At 28.6% G+C, this 17,741-nt stretch carries 17 protein-coding genes; 11 read left to right on the forward strand and 6 right to left on the reverse strand.

The features are described from left to right. Nucleotides 1-8: 8 nt before the first annotated feature. The 7 genes from M9426_RS00270 to M9426_RS00300 all read left to right on the forward strand — a co-directional run bounded on the left by M9426_RS00270 (nt 9) and on the right by M9426_RS00300 (nt 6,057). Nucleotides 9-1,244: a competence/damage-inducible protein A gene (locus M9426_RS00270; protein ID WP_195444345.1), complete on the forward strand. Its 1,236-nt coding sequence runs from the start codon at nt 9-11 to the stop codon at nt 1,242-1,244. 2 nt (nt 1,245-1,246) lie between these two features. Next, entirely contained in the window at nt 1,247-2,308 is a 1,062-nt protein-coding gene (gene recA / locus M9426_RS00275; RefSeq protein ID WP_195444343.1) for a recombinase RecA, read from the forward strand. Between the two features lie 11 nt (nt 2,309-2,319). Further along, nucleotides 2,320-3,300, forward strand: coding sequence for a metallophosphoesterase family protein (locus M9426_RS00280; protein WP_195444341.1), 981 nt, complete (start codon nt 2,320-2,322; stop codon nt 3,298-3,300). Next, nucleotides 3,297-4,748, forward strand: a complete 1,452-nt coding sequence (locus M9426_RS00285; RefSeq protein WP_195444339.1) for an AAA family ATPase — start codon at nt 3,297-3,299, stop codon at nt 4,746-4,748. Before M9426_RS00280 ends, M9426_RS00285 begins: the two co-directional genes overlap by 4 nt. Next, nucleotides 4,749-4,982: a hypothetical protein gene (locus M9426_RS00290; RefSeq protein WP_005956548.1), complete on the forward strand. Its 234-nt coding sequence runs from the start codon at nt 4,749-4,751 to the stop codon at nt 4,980-4,982. A gap of 4 nt (nt 4,983-4,986) precedes the next feature. Next, nucleotides 4,987-5,637 carry an ATPase gene (locus M9426_RS00295; protein ID WP_195444337.1) on the forward strand — a complete coding sequence of 217 codons (651 nt, stop codon included), beginning with the start codon at nt 4,987-4,989 and terminating at the stop codon, nt 5,635-5,637. A 102-nt stretch (nt 5,638-5,739) separates the two neighbouring features. Beyond that, nucleotides 5,740-6,057 carry a YerC/YecD family TrpR-related protein gene (locus M9426_RS00300; RefSeq protein WP_005956529.1) on the forward strand — a complete coding sequence of 106 codons (318 nt, stop codon included), beginning with the start codon at nt 5,740-5,742 and terminating at the stop codon, nt 6,055-6,057. An 18-nt stretch (nt 6,058-6,075) separates the two neighbouring features. Here M9426_RS00300 and M9426_RS00305 read toward each other — a convergent pair whose 3' ends face one another. After that, nucleotides 6,076-7,797, reverse strand: a complete 1,722-nt coding sequence (locus tag M9426_RS00305) for an Rqc2 family fibronectin-binding protein (RefSeq protein ID WP_195444336.1) — start codon at nt 7,795-7,797, stop codon at nt 6,076-6,078. Between the two features lie 1,296 nt (nt 7,798-9,093). On the opposite strand from M9426_RS00305, the gene M9426_RS00310 reads away from it, so the two are divergent. From M9426_RS00310 to M9426_RS00320, 3 genes are all read left to right on the forward strand, one after another. Further along, entirely contained in the window at nt 9,094-9,924 is an 831-nt protein-coding gene (locus tag M9426_RS00310; protein ID WP_195444334.1) for a CPBP family intramembrane glutamic endopeptidase, read from the forward strand. A 9-nt stretch (nt 9,925-9,933) separates the two neighbouring features. Beyond that, entirely contained in the window at nt 9,934-11,376 is a 1,443-nt protein-coding gene (locus M9426_RS00315) for an ATP-binding cassette domain-containing protein (protein ID WP_250342084.1), read from the forward strand. Nucleotides 11,377-11,454: 78 nt separating this feature from the next. Then, nucleotides 11,455-11,685, forward strand: coding sequence for a hypothetical protein (locus M9426_RS00320; protein ID WP_195444267.1), 231 nt, complete (start codon nt 11,455-11,457; stop codon nt 11,683-11,685). 176 nt (nt 11,686-11,861) lie between these two features. On the opposite strand, the gene M9426_RS00325 is transcribed toward M9426_RS00320, so the two are convergent. The 4 genes from M9426_RS00325 to M9426_RS00340 form a co-directional block, all read right to left on the reverse strand. Continuing rightward, entirely contained in the window at nt 11,862-12,503 is a 642-nt protein-coding gene (locus M9426_RS00325; RefSeq protein ID WP_250342085.1) for a copper amine oxidase N-terminal domain-containing protein, read from the reverse strand. A gap of 10 nt (nt 12,504-12,513) precedes the next feature. Next, nucleotides 12,514-13,503 carry a tyrosine recombinase XerC gene (locus tag M9426_RS00330; RefSeq protein ID WP_060800250.1) on the reverse strand — a complete coding sequence of 330 codons (990 nt, stop codon included), beginning with the start codon at nt 13,501-13,503 and terminating at the stop codon, nt 12,514-12,516. 49 nt (nt 13,504-13,552) lie between these two features. Beyond that, nucleotides 13,553-15,091: a ribonuclease Y gene (rny, locus tag M9426_RS00335; RefSeq protein WP_250342086.1), complete on the reverse strand. Its 1,539-nt coding sequence runs from the start codon at nt 15,089-15,091 to the stop codon at nt 13,553-13,555. A gap of 127 nt (nt 15,092-15,218) precedes the next feature. Continuing rightward, complete coding sequence (locus M9426_RS00340) at nt 15,219-15,515, reverse strand: LysM peptidoglycan-binding domain-containing protein (RefSeq protein ID WP_250342087.1); 297 nt, start codon at nt 15,513-15,515, stop codon at nt 15,219-15,221. A 196-nt stretch (nt 15,516-15,711) separates the two neighbouring features. On the opposite strand from M9426_RS00340, the gene lexA reads away from it, so the two are divergent. Next, nucleotides 15,712-16,332, forward strand: a complete 621-nt coding sequence (gene lexA, locus M9426_RS00345) for a transcriptional repressor LexA (protein ID WP_005956429.1) — start codon at nt 15,712-15,714, stop codon at nt 16,330-16,332. 98 nt (nt 16,333-16,430) lie between these two features. Here lexA and M9426_RS00350 read toward each other — a convergent pair whose 3' ends face one another. Then, the gene (locus tag M9426_RS00350; protein WP_250342088.1) at nt 16,431-17,687 is read right to left on the reverse strand and encodes an amidohydrolase family protein; all 1,257 of its coding nucleotides are present in this window, start codon (nt 17,685-17,687) and stop codon (nt 16,431-16,433) included. Nucleotides 17,688-17,741: the final 54 nt, after the last annotated feature.

A 17,741-nucleotide genomic window follows, 5' to 3' on the forward strand; every position in this document is an offset into this window, starting at 1 on the left:
GGAGAATTATGAAAGCAAGTATCTTAACAATTGGCAAAGAGATCTTAATTGGTTCAATTTTAAACACAAACTCCAAATATATATCAGAAAAATTAACTGATATGGGGATAGATGTTATAAGACAAGTCTCAGTAGATGATGGCTTATATGAAATTGTAGAAGAATTAAACTATATTTCTAAAACATCTGACTTAATTATTATAAGTGGTGGACTTGGACCTACAGATGACGACTTAACAAGAGATGCTGTAGCAAAATTTTTAAATAGAAAGGTTTATCTCGACCAAGACGAAAAGATAAAAATGGAAGAGAGGTTTAATAGACTTGGAAGAACAATGACTCCAAATAATCTTAAGCAAGTTATGCTTATAGAGGGATCAGAGAAAATCAATAATCATTGGGGAGTTGCTCTTGGTGAGTTTATAGAATTCAATAATAAAAAAATCATTTTACTACCTGGACCTCCTAACGAAATGGAACCAATGCTTGACTATTATATTGCTAATAAATCCTTTACAAGTGATAATATTATTATAAAGTCAATAGATATCATTGGCCTTGGTGAGTCTATTATTGAAGATAGAATAAGACATATGGAATTTAATGACAAGAGTATTTCAATCAATACTTTTGCCCACGGGACTTATACAGAGGTTAAGATAATAGGAAAAAATTCTGATAAAGATAAACTTATATCCTCCATAGAGGAAACAGTCAATTCTCTTTATAGGGAGTTTAAGACTCATATTTATTCAGAAAATAATGAAGATGTTGCAAAACAAATCGTAGATATTTTAAGAAAAAATAATTTAAAGATTTCCTTCGCAGAATCCATAACTGGTGGAATGCTAGCATCAGCTATTACAGATATAAGTGGAGCATCTAATGTTATTGAAAGCTCCTATGTTACCTATTCAAATGATTCAAAAAATAAAAATTTAAATGTTTCTAAGGAAACACTGAAAAAATTTGGTGCTATAAGTGAAAATACAGCTTATGAAATGGCCAAAGGAGTAAAAGAAAAATCAATTGCCAATATTGGAGTTTCAACAACTGGAGAAGCTGGACCAAATCCATCAGAAACAGAAGTTGGAAATGTCTTTACCTGCATCTATTTTGGTGAAGATAATTATTATACAAAACATTATTTCTTTTCAGGAGACAGAAATAAAATACGCAGAAGCACTGTAAATAGAGTTTTATCTCACATTCTTTATTTACTTAGAAAAAATTTTAAGGAGTAATTATGAAAGAAAGCAATTTAAGTAAAGAAAAACAAGAAGCTCTTCACAACGTCATATCAAAAATTGAAAAACAATACGGGGAAGGATCTGTAATGATTCTTGGTGAAGATGTTAAATTAGACATTGAATCTATACCTACTGGTTCACTTGCTCTTGATATTGCCCTTGGAATTGGCGGTATTCCTAAGGGAAGAATTATAGAAATATATGGACCAGAGTCATCAGGTAAAACTACATTGGCTCTGCATATGTTAGCTGAAGCACAAAAAAATGGTGGAACAGGTGCCTTTGTAGATGCTGAACATGCTCTTGATGCTGGATATGCAAAAAACCTTGGAGTTGATGTAGAAAATTTAATTATTTCTCAACCTGACACTGGTGAGCAAGCCTTAGAAATAACAGAAGCTCTTGTAAGATCTAACGCTGTTGATTTAATTATTATAGACTCAGTTGCTGCCCTTGTACCAAAAGCAGAAATCGATGGCGACATGGGTGCTGCACAAATAGGGCTCCAAGCTAGACTTATGTCTCAAGCACTTAGAAAATTAACTGGGGCAATCAACAAGTCAAAATGTACCGTTGTATTTATTAACCAACTTAGAGAAAAAGTTGGTATTATGTTTGGGAACCCAGAAACTACAACAGGCGGTAGAGCCCTTAAGTTTTATTCATCTGTAAGACTTGATATTAGAAAGTCTGAAAACATCAAAAAAGGTGATGAAATTATTGGTAACAGAGTTAGGGTAAAGGTTGTTAAAAATAAAATAGCACCACCTTTTAGACAAGCAGAGTTTGATATTATGTACGGTAAGGGAATATCAAGTGTAGGCAATATACTTGATGTTGCAGCTGAAGCTGACATTATAAAAAAAGCAGGAGCTTGGTACTCTTATGGTGAAGAAAGACTTGGCCAAGGTAGAGAAAATTCTAAGGACTTTTTAGAAGAAAATCCTGAACTACTAAATGAAATAGAACACAAAGTAAGAGTTCATTATAATCTTATTGAAGATGATGAAAATATAGAAAACAAAGAGGAAGAAAACACAGCTAATAATGAAGAATAAGGTGTGATTTATTGAAATTACTTTATTTAACAGACACTCACATAAGAGGTACTAGTCCCAAGAATAGATTAGACGATTATTGTGAAACTTTAAAAGAAAAATTAAAAGAAATTTCAAATATTGTTAAAGAAGAGAAGGTTGATTTTGTTTTGCATGGAGGAGACTTATTTGACAGGCCAGATGTGTCTGTCAGTATAGTCTCTGAATTTGCACAGATTTTTCAATCTTTTGGAGTGCCTATATATATAATAAGCGGCAACCATGATATATTTGGTCACAATCCAGACACCTTAGACAGAACAATGCTTGGTCTTTTGTGTAATCTTGGAATTATGCATCTTGTGAACTATAAAAAAATTATTTTAGAAAAGGATAATTTAAGAGTTCAACTAACAGGATCTCCCTATATTTATTCAATGGACGAGCTTTCCAATAGAGATAACTATAAGGTAACAGAAGTTGATGAATCCTGTAAATATGCCATACATATGACTCATGGTTTTTTAATTGATAAACCCTTTATGAAAGAAGTTAGTCATACTTTAATAGAGGATATTAAAGATACAAAAGCTGACATCACTCTAGGGGGTCATTACCACTTTGGATTTAAAACTGTTGAACTTGATAACAAATATTTTGTAAATCCTGGTGCCTTAATAAGGATATCTAATTCAAAAATTGAAATGAAAAGAAGACCTAAGGTAGATATTATTAGCTTAGATGAAGATATTCATATAGAAGAAAGATATTTAAAATCTGCAAAACCTGGAGAAGAAGTCCTTGATAGGTCTGAAATGGAAAGACATCAGTTTAAGGGAATTAAAATGGCAGAATTTAAAGAGAGTATAGAAGCTTCAGCAAACTATAAAAGTCTCGATATTTTCGATTTGCTATTAAGAATTTCTAAAAGTGAAAACATTAGTGAAGAAGTTAAAAGTGAAGCTCTGAAGAGAGTGGAAGAAGCTCAAATTAATGAGGTTAGATACTCATGATTTATATAAAAAATGTAGAACTTATAAATTTCCAATCTCATAATCATACAGAAATAGAATTTGACCGAGGTCTCAATGTTATCCTCGGTAATTCTGATGCTGGTAAAACTGCAATTCTAAGGGCAATAAAGTGGGCTCTTTTCAATGAACCAAAAGGGGATTATTTCATTAGACAAGGGGAGAGGGATGTATCTGTTAAAGTTACTTTCTCTAATGGCGTAGTAGTTGAAAGATCAAGGACTCCATCTAAAAACTCCTATTATCTTATTGATGCTGAAGGTCAAGAAATGCGTTTTGAAGGATTTGGTTTAGATGTACCAAAAGAAATAACTGATGCTATTCAAATGTACAAAGTTTCATTAGATAATTCTAATAACAAAGTCATACTAAATATTGCCGAACAACTAGATGGACCTTTCTTGTTAAATGATCAAGCATCCATGAGGGCCTCTGCTATAGGTAGACTTATTGGAGTTAACTATGTCGATGATGCTCTTAGGACTGTTGTAAGAGATAACAAAAGAATTAGCCAAGAAATAGAAAGTCTAAGAACTAGTAAAGATGAAGTTAAAGAACAATTAAAAGAATTTGACTATATCAAAGATTACAAAGAAAAATTTCAAAAACTTTCTCATGTTAGAGATAAAATAATGGAATTAGATCAAAGGTTAAATCTAGTATCAAGCTTAAAAGAACAATATGATCAATATAATTTTGAGTTAGAAAAAATTAATAGTCTACTTGAAAATTTTAAAAACTTAAACATTATAGACTCCATTATTCCTATAATAGAAAGTAATCTAATTAAAAGAAACACCTACGAATCATACATTGCTAAATTAAACCGAACAAAAGCTGAGGTTTTTAGTATCTCTAATACTTTGGATAATTTAAAGAATATTGATTCAATATTTGAGAAGGCTAAAGATATTGAAATAAAAGAAAAAACACTAGATTTATATTCAAAACTTCTCAAAGAGTATAAAGCTAACTCTAATCTTATTAATGACACAAAAAAAGATTTAGATTCAATAAAAAATATTAGCAAGATTTCTGACATAAATAATTCTTTAGAAGAAAAGATAAATTTGTATACTAAAATATTTTCAACAAAGGAAAATCTTTTAGCAATTAATGACAAGTTAAATTATGGCAATAATTATATAAAAAACTTTAGTAATAATGATGCTATAGAAAAAATTTCCGAAAAATTAGAAAATAAGATAAGGTCTTTATTTGTTTTATCAGATTTTCAAAGAAAATTAGCTGAACTAAATAATGATTATAAAATAGGAGCTAATGATCTTGCTGAAATTAAAAGTAATTTAAACTCTTATACTGAGTCATACGAGAAAACTATTCTAGAAATTGGCGTTTGTCCCTTCTGTTATAGCGAAATAAATAATGACTCCATTGAACATATAAAATACCATTTGAGGAATGATTAAATGAACTACGAAGAAAATTTGAAAAATTTAAAAGAACAATTAGACAGATTAAAAAATATGAAGTATAAATCTGAGGCTAGACTTGAACAACTTAATGCTCAAAAGAAAGATATTTTAAATGAAATTGAAAAACTAGGTATTAAACCCGAAGATCTTGAAAATGAAATATCAAATTTAAAGAGCGAAATTGATAGGCTTTTCGCTGAAGCCAATGACTTAATGCCAAGGTTGTGATTGATTGGACCTTAGAGAATTAGATCAAAACCTAAGTAAATTAAATAATAAGATTTTAAGCGATGAAGGTAAAATTGAAATTTTAAATGATCAATTGGAAAAAATAGATAAAAAGCTCTCTGATAAAGAAAAATACAGCGAAGTCCTTACTCAAGTCTCACTTCTTTTTCAAAAGACTTCTGAATTTGCTAGGGAACAATCAAAAAGACAAATTGAGGATACTGTAACTAAGTGCCTTCAGTTCATTTTTGAAACAGATATAGAATTTTTAATAGAATTATCGGAAGCAAGATCTGTCCCTATTGCAGACTTTTTTGTTCAATCTAACTATTCTGAAGGTTATAGTATAAAGACAAAACCAGAAATAGCTAGAGGTGGGGGAGTTGTTGATATAATTTCCCTTGCTCTTAGAATTGCTTTTTTACAACAGAACCAACCTATGTTATCTGGTCCCTTGATACTAGATGAGCCAGGAAAACATGTTAGTAACGATTATATTTTTAATCTTGGTGAGTTTTTAAAACAATCATCAAATATTTTCAACAGACAAATTATAATGGTAACACACAATCCTCATTTGTCACAAATTTCGGACAAGGCTTTTCAAGTTAAAAACAAGAAGGGAATTAGTGAAGTAAGCGTTTATGAAGAGTAATATTTTCTTGACTTTAGTATGTAAAATTGTTAGTATATTAATGAGCATATAGAGCGTTTATGTATCATATTAATATTAAACTTTAAATCAGGAGGATATATAATGATTTACGACTCAAAATTAAAGAATAAAGATGTCGATGGTCTATTCGAAGCTATTCTTTTACTTGAAAATTTAGAAGAATGTTATAGATTTTTTGAAGATATTTGTACTGTTAAGGAGTTGCAAGCTATTGCACAAAGACTTCAAGTTGTTAAGCTACTAGTTAAAAACAAAACTTACCATGAAATTGAAAGTGAAACTGGAGCTTCAACAGCTACTATTTCTAGAATAAATAGATCTTTAAACTATGGTTCCGATGGATATAAATTAGTTTTACAAAGATTAAACTTTATAGATGAAGACGAAGAAAAAGAATAAGGAATTCCTTATTCTTTTTTATATGCTTACATTTATAGTTTTATAATTTGTATAAGATACTAGTCCAGGTTTTTTCGCTGGATGTCTTTTTACATTCATCTTAAAGGTATAGTCAACAGGAATATTTTGTGACTTTGATAAAGAACTATACTTTGCTGCAAGTTTTGCCGCAGTCATCATTGCGCTATTTGAAAAATCCCTATTATCATTTTTTAGGATTACATGAGAACCTGGTGCATCCTTTACATGGAACCATAGGTCATTTTTTTTAGCTTTTTTTAAGGTTAGGTAATCATTTTGCCTATTGTTCCTACCAATATAAATTTCAAATCCATCTTCTGTTTTTAATTTAATATAATTTTCTTGTGAGTCTTTTCTTTTCTTTTTATTATTTTTATTACGTTTCTTTAAATAACCTTCTTTTTCAAGCTCTTCATACAAATCATCAATTTCATCAGGAGTCTCAGCAAAATCTATATTTAATAAGATTGATTCCAAATATTCAACTTCTGATTTTCCTATACTAATTTGTTCTTCTAAATATACGGCTGCATTTTTTAGTTTAGAATATTTTTTGTAATACTTTGAAGCATTTCCAGGTCCATCTAATTTCGAATCAAGTGGAATTTCTATTTCTTCCATTTCATTATAAAAGTTCTCAACTGTAACATTTTCGGCGCCTTTTTCTATTCTATGAAAGTTTGAAGAAATTAAATCGGCGTAAACTTTATATTTCTCTCTATTTAGAGCTAGTTTGAGTTCATTTGATTGGTTTGATATCTTCCTATTAATTTTATCAATATGCTTCTTAACAGCCCTTCTGAGCTCTTTACTCTTAGATCCCAATGAATCACGTATAAATTTTGAATTATAAAACTCTTCAAGTAGGGAAGAGATGCTATCAGCTTTTACCTTTTCTTTCTCACTTAATTCTTTCAAATCAATAGAATAAAAGTCTTTGAAAATTTCTTCTCTGTAAATTTTTATTGGGACAAATTTATTTTCTTTTATATCTAAGAAGATATCTAAAAACACTTTGTTTAAAATCTTAATTTCATCATCATTAAGTGAAAGAATATTCTTTTTGAAATCAATATTAGTCCTAAATTCAATCTCTTCACACATCTGAGGACTAATACCTGTAAAGGTCTTTAAGAAAAAAGATTTTAAATTAAGATTTTCCTCAGAATGCTTTATTAGGTTTACAATAGATTCAGTTTCACAAGGATCTAGACCCTGAGAAATATCCTCCTCATTATAAATAATCCCTGGAAGAATTTCTCTAACGCTTGATAGATTGAAATTAACTCTTTTAAGAGAATCAATAATTTTTTTTCTTTCATTATCGATTAATATGACATTTGAGTGCTTACCCATAAGTTCAATAATTAGGGACTTCTCGCTAAACAAACCAAGTTCATCTCGAGACTTAACATGTATTTCCACAATCCTATCCATTTTATATTGGTTTACATTTAAAATATGATTGTTCTCAAGATGTTTTCTTAGTAGCATGCAAAAAGCTGGTGGATTCTGTGGACTATCAAAAATCTCATTGCTAAAATACATCCTTGGGCTTCCAGAAATGGAAATAAAGAGTCTTTCTCTTTTACCATTAGCTCTTATATTTATTAAAAGATTATTGCTGTCATCTTGGTAAATTTTATCTATTCTACCACCATTTACACGATTATTTATTTCATATACTAAATTTTTTACTACTGTACCGTCTAAAGACATTTTATCACCTGGAAATTATTATAACATATAATATAAAGTCAATTTTACAAAATGTTAAAACAATAGTTTAGAACGTGTGTACACATCTTTTGCTTTCTGTCTTCCTTTAGGCAACTCTAAATATATAATAAACTTCGATATTCTTACAATGACTTATTAGGGCTAAGGATTTAGGTATAAGAGTAGCCGACATTGATATACTATGAATATTCTTATACCTCTTAGACAAACTCTATCTTTATCTTACGCCAATCCTATCTATTGTCTGCCATTATAAACATTAATAGAAAGGCTACTTATAGTCTTCCCACAGCCAACATCACCTTGAATTAATCCTTGAACTTTTTCTCCCTCTTTCATTTTAAACAAAATATTTGTTACAATATTTTATTGATCACAGGTTAAATAAAATGGAATAACTTTTAATATTTCTTATATATTAATATTTTTTAATAATATATTTGGTTTTAAAATAGATTCTTCCTTTTCATTTACTGGCCATAAATATAAGAAGCGCTTATCAAAAAGAAGTCTATTATACACTTCTTATAAAACTCCTTTAGAAAAAGGATTGTGAATTTTAGAAAGACATTCTGTTAAAGTCATAATTTTAAATTTTTTAAGTAAAAGTTAATCTCATTATTTAAAATTTTCTGATGGCAATATTCTCATCAAAACCTTTAGATACTGATGATTTTATATTATAAACTTTGGTAAAATCATAATATTCTTTAGGAAGAAATTCTAATATATCATACATAGATAACTAACTTTATTAAAGGAAAGGATACATATATTAAAAACTTTTAAAATTAATTATTTTAAATTCTAAAAAAAAGAGTATACAAATTTGACAAATATAAATATAAGTGATATCGTTTTCTTTAAAAGGGTGATATTGTTATGGATTATGATATTTGGGATTCTGTTATGATTAGAACGCTAGCTATTCCTTTTTGTTATTTAGAAGAATAAAATGTCAAAATTTAAAGACTTTGATCTAGATTTAAATATAGTAAAAAAAAGAGACAAATAAATGTGGAAATGTCCTTCTCTAAAAAATCCAAATTGTTCAGAAGGCTGTCCTCAACCTCAGATTCAACCTTATGCCAACTATATCTCCAACTGATATGGGTATGTGTGATAATTTAAAAGCAAATAACAATGAAACTGGAAATATCGAACCATTAAGATGTTAAACGATATAATAATAAAGTATGTAAAATAAAGTATAAACAAGTGATTTCTTAATTATTTATTGATGTTAGCATTTATGATAGAAAAGAGGGATTTGTAATGATAATTAAAACAATTTTTGTGAGTGGAATTTCCAGTGCTATTTTTTATTTTTTTAATTTAATATATCAATTAATATTTTCAAAAATATTTTCAAATTTTACTATTAAAGATACTAATTATTTACTGTTTTTTAGTTTTATAAAAGCTTTATCTTCTATATTGTTGCTTTTATTACTTTTTAAAATCAAAAATATTAGTTTTTTAAAGAATAAAAACAATGACCACTTACTTAGCAATATTAATAATATGTGTAAATACGGAAGTATAATCTTTTTTATTTTTTTTATAATTTTCCTTGTAATTATAAAATGCAATATGGATTTTTTTGATAGTATGATTTACTCGAATGACGGTATAAATATTAATAATTTTGACAAATATACCATGAAAATTTTAATCATTGTTCTTTTAAATGTTATTCTTGAAGAATTTTATTTTAGATTTACTTTAGTGAAAGTATTAGAAGAAAAATACAGTGAGAAAGTTATCGCATTAATTAGTGCATTTTCTTTTGGATTTATTCATTCTGTAGATATTCTTTCAATAATAAGTGCTACAATAATTGGATATTTTTTAGCTGTAACCTTTTTAAAAACAAAAAGATTAGTCTATTCAATTTTTCTTCACTATATAATTAATGTGGACTCAATTATAGTTTTGCCAATAATAAAATTATTTGATCCACAAGAAAAATTGGGCGAAAATTGGATTTTTTTATCTTTTTTAATTATGTTTACAATTTTTTTTATAATATACATATTGACAAAAATATTAGGTAAAATGTGGGATAACAAAAGATTGCTATTTATAAATTCAAACAAATGTTAGGGATTAAAAATGAAGAAAAAAAAGTACGATAAAAATATATTTAAAAATTTAATTTGGATTATTCATAATATGATGATCATAGATAATAAATATATTTTTATATCGATATTATCTACTATAATCAATGGTATTATTTCTCCTGTTTCTCTTATTATTATGCAGAAGATTATAAATGGAATTCAAGTAGAAAGAAATTTAAATAATATAATTTTTTATATTATACTTTATATTTCTATAGATTTATTTAATTCGGTTTATTCAAATTTTCTAGGATATTATAATACTAAATATAGTATGAAATTTAATTTATATTTTTCAGAGAAAATATATTTAAAGGCATCTAGACTATCTTTGTCTGATTATGAGAATTCAAAAACTTATGACATAATGAATAGGGCACAGAATCAAGGAGGAGATAATCTTTTATCTTATTATGAAAACTTTATGTCCATAATAACTCAGTTGATTACTCTTTCTTCCTATATTTTCATTTTAATAAATTTTAGAGTTTGGCTTGTTGCTGTTATTATGGTTATTCCTATATTTAAATACATTATAAATAATAAGTTTAACTTAAAAAGATTTGAGATAATAAAACAGAGAACGAACGATAGTAGAAAAAGCTGGTATTTAACATACTTGTTGACTTATGGGAATTTTTATAAAGAACTTAAAACTTATAATCTTTTTTCTTATTTTATAAATAAATATAAAAACCTTATTAAAAGATTTAATAAGGAAGATTTAGAGATAAATAAATCTCAAATAAAATGGTCAATCTTAATTAGTGTAGTAGAAACATTAGTAGATGGATTTATTTTCTATTACACAATTTCATTGGGATTTCTTGGTAACATTTTAATTGGAGATGTTATAACTTATATTAGAGCAATTTCCAATTCTAAGTCTAATATAACTTCAATCCTTTTAAAATTATCAAATATGGTTAATCAAAGTTTATTTATCGGACAATTATTTGAGTTTTTTGATTTGGAAGAAGAGGAAGTTTCTAACAAGATAAAAATATATAAAATAAAGGAAATAGAAGTAAAAAATTTATATTACAAATATACTTCTTCAAGAGAATATGTACTTAAAAATATTAACTTACATATAAATGAGAATGAAAAAATCGCAATTTTTGGAATGAATGGAAGTGGAAAGACAACTTTAATAAAATTAATTATGGGATTTTATAGAAATTATGAAGGAAATATATTAATTAATGGCATAGAAGTTAGGAATATTGATAAAGAATCTTTGCTAAAAGAAATTTCCACATTATTTCAAGACTTTGTTAAATATGAGGCAAGTTTTAGAGGAAATATATCTTATAGTAATTTAGATATTATGAGTGAAGATGAGAAAATAAAAAATATAGCAAGTAAATTTAATTTTTTAGATTTGATTAAATCCTATGACAAGAAACTAGATACTCAATTAGGAATGTGATTTGAGGATGGAATTAACCTATCTATGGGTCAGTGGTAAAAAATTGCTCTTGCTAGAACTTTTGCTAAAAATAGTAGTATGTACATTTTAGATGAGCCAAACGCTTCAATGGATGCTATTACAGAAAAAGAAATTTCTGATTTATACGAAAATATTTTAGAAAATAAAATTGGTATAATTATTGCTCATAGATTTTTAAATATTGTAGATAAAATTATAGTATTACAAAATGGAGAAATAATTGAATCTGGAAGTCATAAAGAGCTAATTAAAAAAGGAAAAATTTATAAACAATTAGCTAAATTATAAATTTTAGATTACCCACCTAAAAATAGTCACAAAATTATTATTTTGTGACTAAATTTGTATTTTTTTATATTATTTTTTATAGTGGTTTTTATGATATTTTAGTTCCCTACTTTTAATAAGATATAAAAATTAAATCCCTTTGGTAAATTTAATTATTATTCAAATTATTTTTCTAATTAAAAATCGAATAATGAGTTTTTATTTTTTTTCGAAGAATTATCTCTTATATCTTTTATATTTTTATGTTCTTCCTTGTTTAAATCTTTTAATTCATTTTCTCTTTTATCTGAAGCTTTATTATCTTCTTCATAATTATATCTCTTACCCTTAGTCTTAAAGTTTCCAGAAATATAAACTGAATCATTCTTCCAGTCTACATTAAGACCTAGAGTTTCAGAAATAAACCTAATAGGAACATAGGTCCTTCCATCGTAAAGGATTGCAGGAGAATCAAGATTAACTATATTTTCATTTCCCCCATTATTTACCTTAGCCTTTGTAGAATTTATATCTAACTCAACTAATACATCTATCGCTCCAATTAGAATACCGCTAGTATTAGTGTCCTTCCTTTGATAAAAATTGATATTAGCGCCAAGATTTTCTGTTATATATCTAACTGGAACCATTACCCTATTATTAGTCTTATCAAGATATGCCTTCCCCATGCCTTCTGGAATATTTTGTATGCTATTGTTGATATATATATTAATGTCCTTATCAGCAGCTTCTTTTGGAAGCTTTCCAGCTGCAAAAACAGATGTACTTAAAACAATAGACATTATTCCAATTCCTAGTAACTTTTTTATGTTTTTCATAATCTCTCCTTTAGTTATTATTTTCATCTTTCTTATTTGTATAATTATTGAGTTTTGAAAGTGGATTTGAGTCCACCATCTTTCTTAGGGCTTTTTTGTTAACATGAGTGTATATCTCCGTAGTGTTAACTGATTCATGGCCAAGAATTTCTTGAAGTGCCCTTATATCAGCATTTCCATATTCGTACAATAGAGTTGCAGCAGTATGTCTAAGCTTATGGACTGAGTAAATATTTGTATCAAGACCTGAATTTTTCATATGTTTCTCTATCATATGTTGTATAGACCTATTGCTCATTCTTTGTTGCCTCATTGATAGAAACAAGGCATCATCTTTTATTTGAGGTCTAAGTTTTAAATACTCTTCAATAGCATATACGGATGCTTCATTTAAATAGATGACTCTTTCTTTATTACCCTTTCCAATAACTTTTAGGGTATTATCTTCCTGCAAATGTGATATATCCATACCTGCAAGCTCAGAAAGCCTCATACCACAATTCAAAAACAAAGTGACAATTGCATAATCTCTTTTTTTATAAAGAGGTTTAATCTTTGATTCCTCAATGGTTTTTAATAAATTTAGACTCTGATCTAAAGTCAAATAGACTGGAAGAGTTTTTTCCACCTTTGGCATATCAATATCTATTACTGGATTTATCTTAATTATATCAATCTTTGCATGAAGATAGTTGTAAAAACTCCTTATTGACGAAATTTTTCTAAATTTAGACCTATTAGATATTTTTCTTTCTCTTTCTAAAAATGCATTATAGGCATAAATATCTTGCTTTGTAACACTTTCAAGAAGATCAGGACTTATATCTTCAATTGTAATATGGTCAAACTCAATTTTTGAGTCTACAAGACCTTTTCGCCTTTTTATAAATCTAGCAAACATCCTTAGATCATAGTAATATTCTTTAACAGTATTATCAGATGCACCCTTAGTTGATTTCATGTAATCTAAAAAATCATCAATTAAGTTTGAATTAATCAAGTCATCACCTCCTATAAAAATAAAAACCTGACAAATGTCAGGTTCTTAATTATTTTGCGTATTCAACTGCTCTAGTTTCTCTTATGACATTAACTTTAATTTGTCCAGGGAAATCTAGTTCAGACTCAATTCTTTTAACAATCTCTCTAGCAGTAATAGTAATTTCTGCTTCAGAAATTTTTTCAGGTTTTACAATTATACGTATTTCACGTCCAGCTTGAACAGCATAAGACTTCTCAATTCCATCAAATTCATTAGCGATTTCTTCAAGTTTTTCAAGTCTTTGGATGTAAGATTCAACTGTTTCACGTCTAGCTCCTGGTCTAGCTGCAGATATAGCATCTGCTGCTTGAACTAAGACGGATTCTACACAGTTAGGTTCAACATCTCCATGATGGGATTGAATTGCATTAATAACAAATTCTGATTCGTGATATTTTCTTGCAATTTCAACACCAATATCAACGTGAGGAGCATCGAGATTTCTATCAACCGACTTTCCTATGTCGTGAAGTAGTCCACCCCTCTTAGCAAGTTTAACATCAGCGCCTATTTCACCAGCTAAAATACCAGCAATTTCAGCAACTTCTACTGAATGCTTAAGGTTATTTTGTCCATAAGAAGTTCTGTATTTTAGTCTACCTAAATACTTAATAATTTCTGGATGTAAGCCGTGAACTCCAGCATCATAGGCTGCTTGTTCACCTGATTCCTTAATTATCGTTTCCACTTCGTTTTTAGCTTTTTCAACAGTCTCTTCAATCTTTGTTGGGTGAATTCTACCATCATTAACAAGCTTTTCTAGAGCTACTCTTGCTATCTCTCTTCTAATTGGGTCGAAGCAAGATAAAACTACCGCTTCTGGAGTATCATCAATAATTAAATCTACTCCTGTTATTGACTCTATAGCTCTAATATTTCTACCTTCTCGCCCTATAATTCTTCCCTTCATTTCATCATTTGGAAGATTAACTACAGCAACAGTAGATTCTGCAACTTGGTCAGCTGCACATCTTTGAATAGCCTGAGCAATAACATTTCTAGCATATTTGCCAGATTCTTCTTTAATCCTGTTTTCATTTTCTTTAATAATAAGTGCCGATTCATTAGTTATTTCTTTTTTAAGTTCATTCAAAAGAATTTCTTTACCTTCTTCTTTTGTAAGACCAGCAACTTTTTGAAGTTCCTCTTCTCTTTGTTTAACAAGTTCATCAGCTTGTTCTTCTTTTTCCCTCAAGCCTTCTAATTTCTTGCTAAGTTTTTCGTCTTTCTTTTCAACTTGAGAAGATTTTTTATCTAATAGTTTTTCTTTAGATAAAACTCTGTCCTCTAATTCTTTAATTTCAGCTCTTCTAATCTTAGCTTCATTTTCTTGCTCAGATCTTAACTTTTGAATCTCTTCTTTAGCTTCAACAAGCAAAACTTTCTTTTGTGTTTGTGCTTGATTTTCAGCATCGTATATTATCTTTTTAGATAATTCTTCAGCATTTTTAAGTTTACCTTTAGAAATATATTTTCTAACAGCATAGCCTACAGCTAAGCCAATAATACCGATAACAATAGATATTAAAGTACTACTAAAACCCATTTTACACACCTCCTATTTAGTTTTCATGTTTCAAATTTTAAATTCATTATTAAGGCACAAGCCTTAAAATAATTGTATATCTTTTAAAAGCATAAGTCAAACAGAAAAGCGTGTATATAAGCTCAATCTATTTACTTTTGTATATAGGAATAGCTAGCTTGTACCCAGGCTTAATATCGTAAGATGAAATGCTATTTGCCTTCTCTATGTCCATTACAAACTTCATTTTATTCTTATAATCATATTTATCAGAAATAGTCCAAATTGTATCTCCACTTTTTACTGTGTAAACATCATAAATAATTTCTTTTTCTTGTAAGTTTAAATCCGATTCATTTTTTACCATTAGACCAGTATTAAAAATAAAAATTAATAATAAAAATAATAAAACTTTTTGTTTTCTTATAATAATAGTACGTTTCATCTTATCACCTCAAAATTTTGTTCCAACTTTAGTTTAAACTTTTGTATCAAACGGTCGTATCAAATAAAAGTTCTAAACATATGTTACATCTTATGTTCTTTTTTGTCAACTAAAAAGAACAAGTTTTTTAAACTAGAGTTTGAAATGCTTGTTCAAATATGATATTATTAATTTAATAAAAATAGGAGGTAATCCAATGTACGAAGACTTAAATCAAAGAGAACTTGAAATTTTATTTTTTATTAAAAGATTTATCGAATCAAAGTCCTATCCACCTACTGTTCGTGAAATTTGTGCAGGCTGTAATATAAAATCAACTTCAACTGTTTATTATGCACTTGAAAAACTAGAGACTACGAACTATATAAGAAAGGATGCATCAAAGACTAGAGCTATAGAAATTGTTCCGCAAGATGATGACATCTTAATGCTTAAGAAAAAAACTGTTGATGTTCCTGTTCTTGGAAGAGTAACTGCTGGTGCACCAATACTAGCTGTCCAAAACATAGAAGATACTATGCCTTTACCTGTTGACTTCGTTTCAGATAAGGAACTCTTTATCTTAAAAGTTTCTGGTGAAAGTATGATCAATGTAGGTATTTTCGATGGAGACTATGTAATTATTGAAAAATCAAATTGTGCAAGAAATGGAGAAAAAGTTTTAGCTTTAATTGAAGACGAAGCAACAATTAAAACCTATTACAAAGAAGAAAACAGATTTAGATTGCAACCTGAAAATGATACAATGGAACCTCTCTACTTCGACAATATCGAAATTCTTGGCAAAATCGTTGGACTGTATCGAAGATTCAACTAAAAATGAATTAACTTTTATAACCCCCAATCCCCTATCTGGAGTTGAGGGTTATTTTTATTTAAAAAAAAATCCCCAAAACTGGGGATTAAATAAAACTCTTATAGACTTAGTGGAACTTCAAATTCTCTTTTTGCTTTTTTAAATAAAAATTCTCCATTACGCACTGATGATAAACATTCTGCCCTATTTCTTATTGCTTCAAACTCATTTGGTGCATCAAGAACTATAAAGTTTGCAGGTTTTCCTTCACCAAATCCATATTCATCTTGAATATAAAGAGACTTTGCTCCATTATAAGTTATTAAATCTAAATTATTTTCAAAATCTTCTTCTCTCATAAGCTGTGCAAGGTGGATTCCATTATCAAGGATATTCATAAGGTTTCCATTTCCTGCTGGATACCAAAGGTCTACTATTGAGTCTTGTGCAAAGCAAACATTAATATCATTATCCACGAATTCACGAACTCTTGTTATGCCACGGCGTTTTGGATAAGTATCTTGACGTCCTTGTAGAAAAGCATTTTCTGTTGGTAGAGATACAAAGTTTATTTTTGACTTTCTAAATAGGCCCATCATTCTAAAGGCGTAAGAATTATCTACTGATCCAAAGGAACAAGTGTGACTTGCAGTAGTTTTTTCTGCAATTCCTTTCATCATGGCTTCAGCATTAAGAACTTCTAAGAATCTTGCCATTACGTCATCAGTTTCGTCACAGTGTACATCAATTAATTTATTGTGTTTAACTGCTAGGTTTACTATTTCTTTTATTGATTTTTCTCCAAGCTCACGGCTCCATTCATTGTGAGGAATTCCTCCAACTACTTCGCAACCTAATTCAAGAGCTTCTTCAACTAGGTCTCTACCAGTTTTGCCTTCTTCTCTGTAAGAATACATACCATTTTGAGGGAAGGCTACAACTTGGATTGTCACTTTATCTTTTAATTCATCGCGAACCTCTAAAGCTGCCTTAATACCTGTTAGGTTTGGATCAGTACAGTCTGTTTGTGCTCTGATGTATTGAGTTCCATAGGATACACAATCTTCTACAGCTTTACGAATTCTTTTCTTCATTTCTTCCTTAGTTGATCCCTTTTTAAAATCATTCCAAAGGTCTATTGCTTCGAAAAGTGTACCTGACTCATTCTTAACTTCATCTGTCTTTCCTATCATGTAGTAGTCTAGGTGAAGATGAGCATCCACATAAGGTGGGATAACTAGATTGCCATCAAGATCAATTACTTCATCAGCATCTCCTAAGTCACTACCAAATTTTACAAATTTTCCATCTTCAACTAAAATCTCTGTAGCTTCTTTGTGGCCATAAATTTTCCCATTAATAAATTTCTTTTTCATTAAAATCCTCCGTATATACTTTATCTAAAAGTATTTTATTTTATAACTCTATAA

Origin of the sequence: Peptoniphilus genitalis, assembly GCF_023614525.1 — a bacterium.
Lineage (GTDB): Bacteria > Bacillota > Clostridia > Tissierellales > Peptoniphilaceae > Peptoniphilus_A > Peptoniphilus_A genitalis.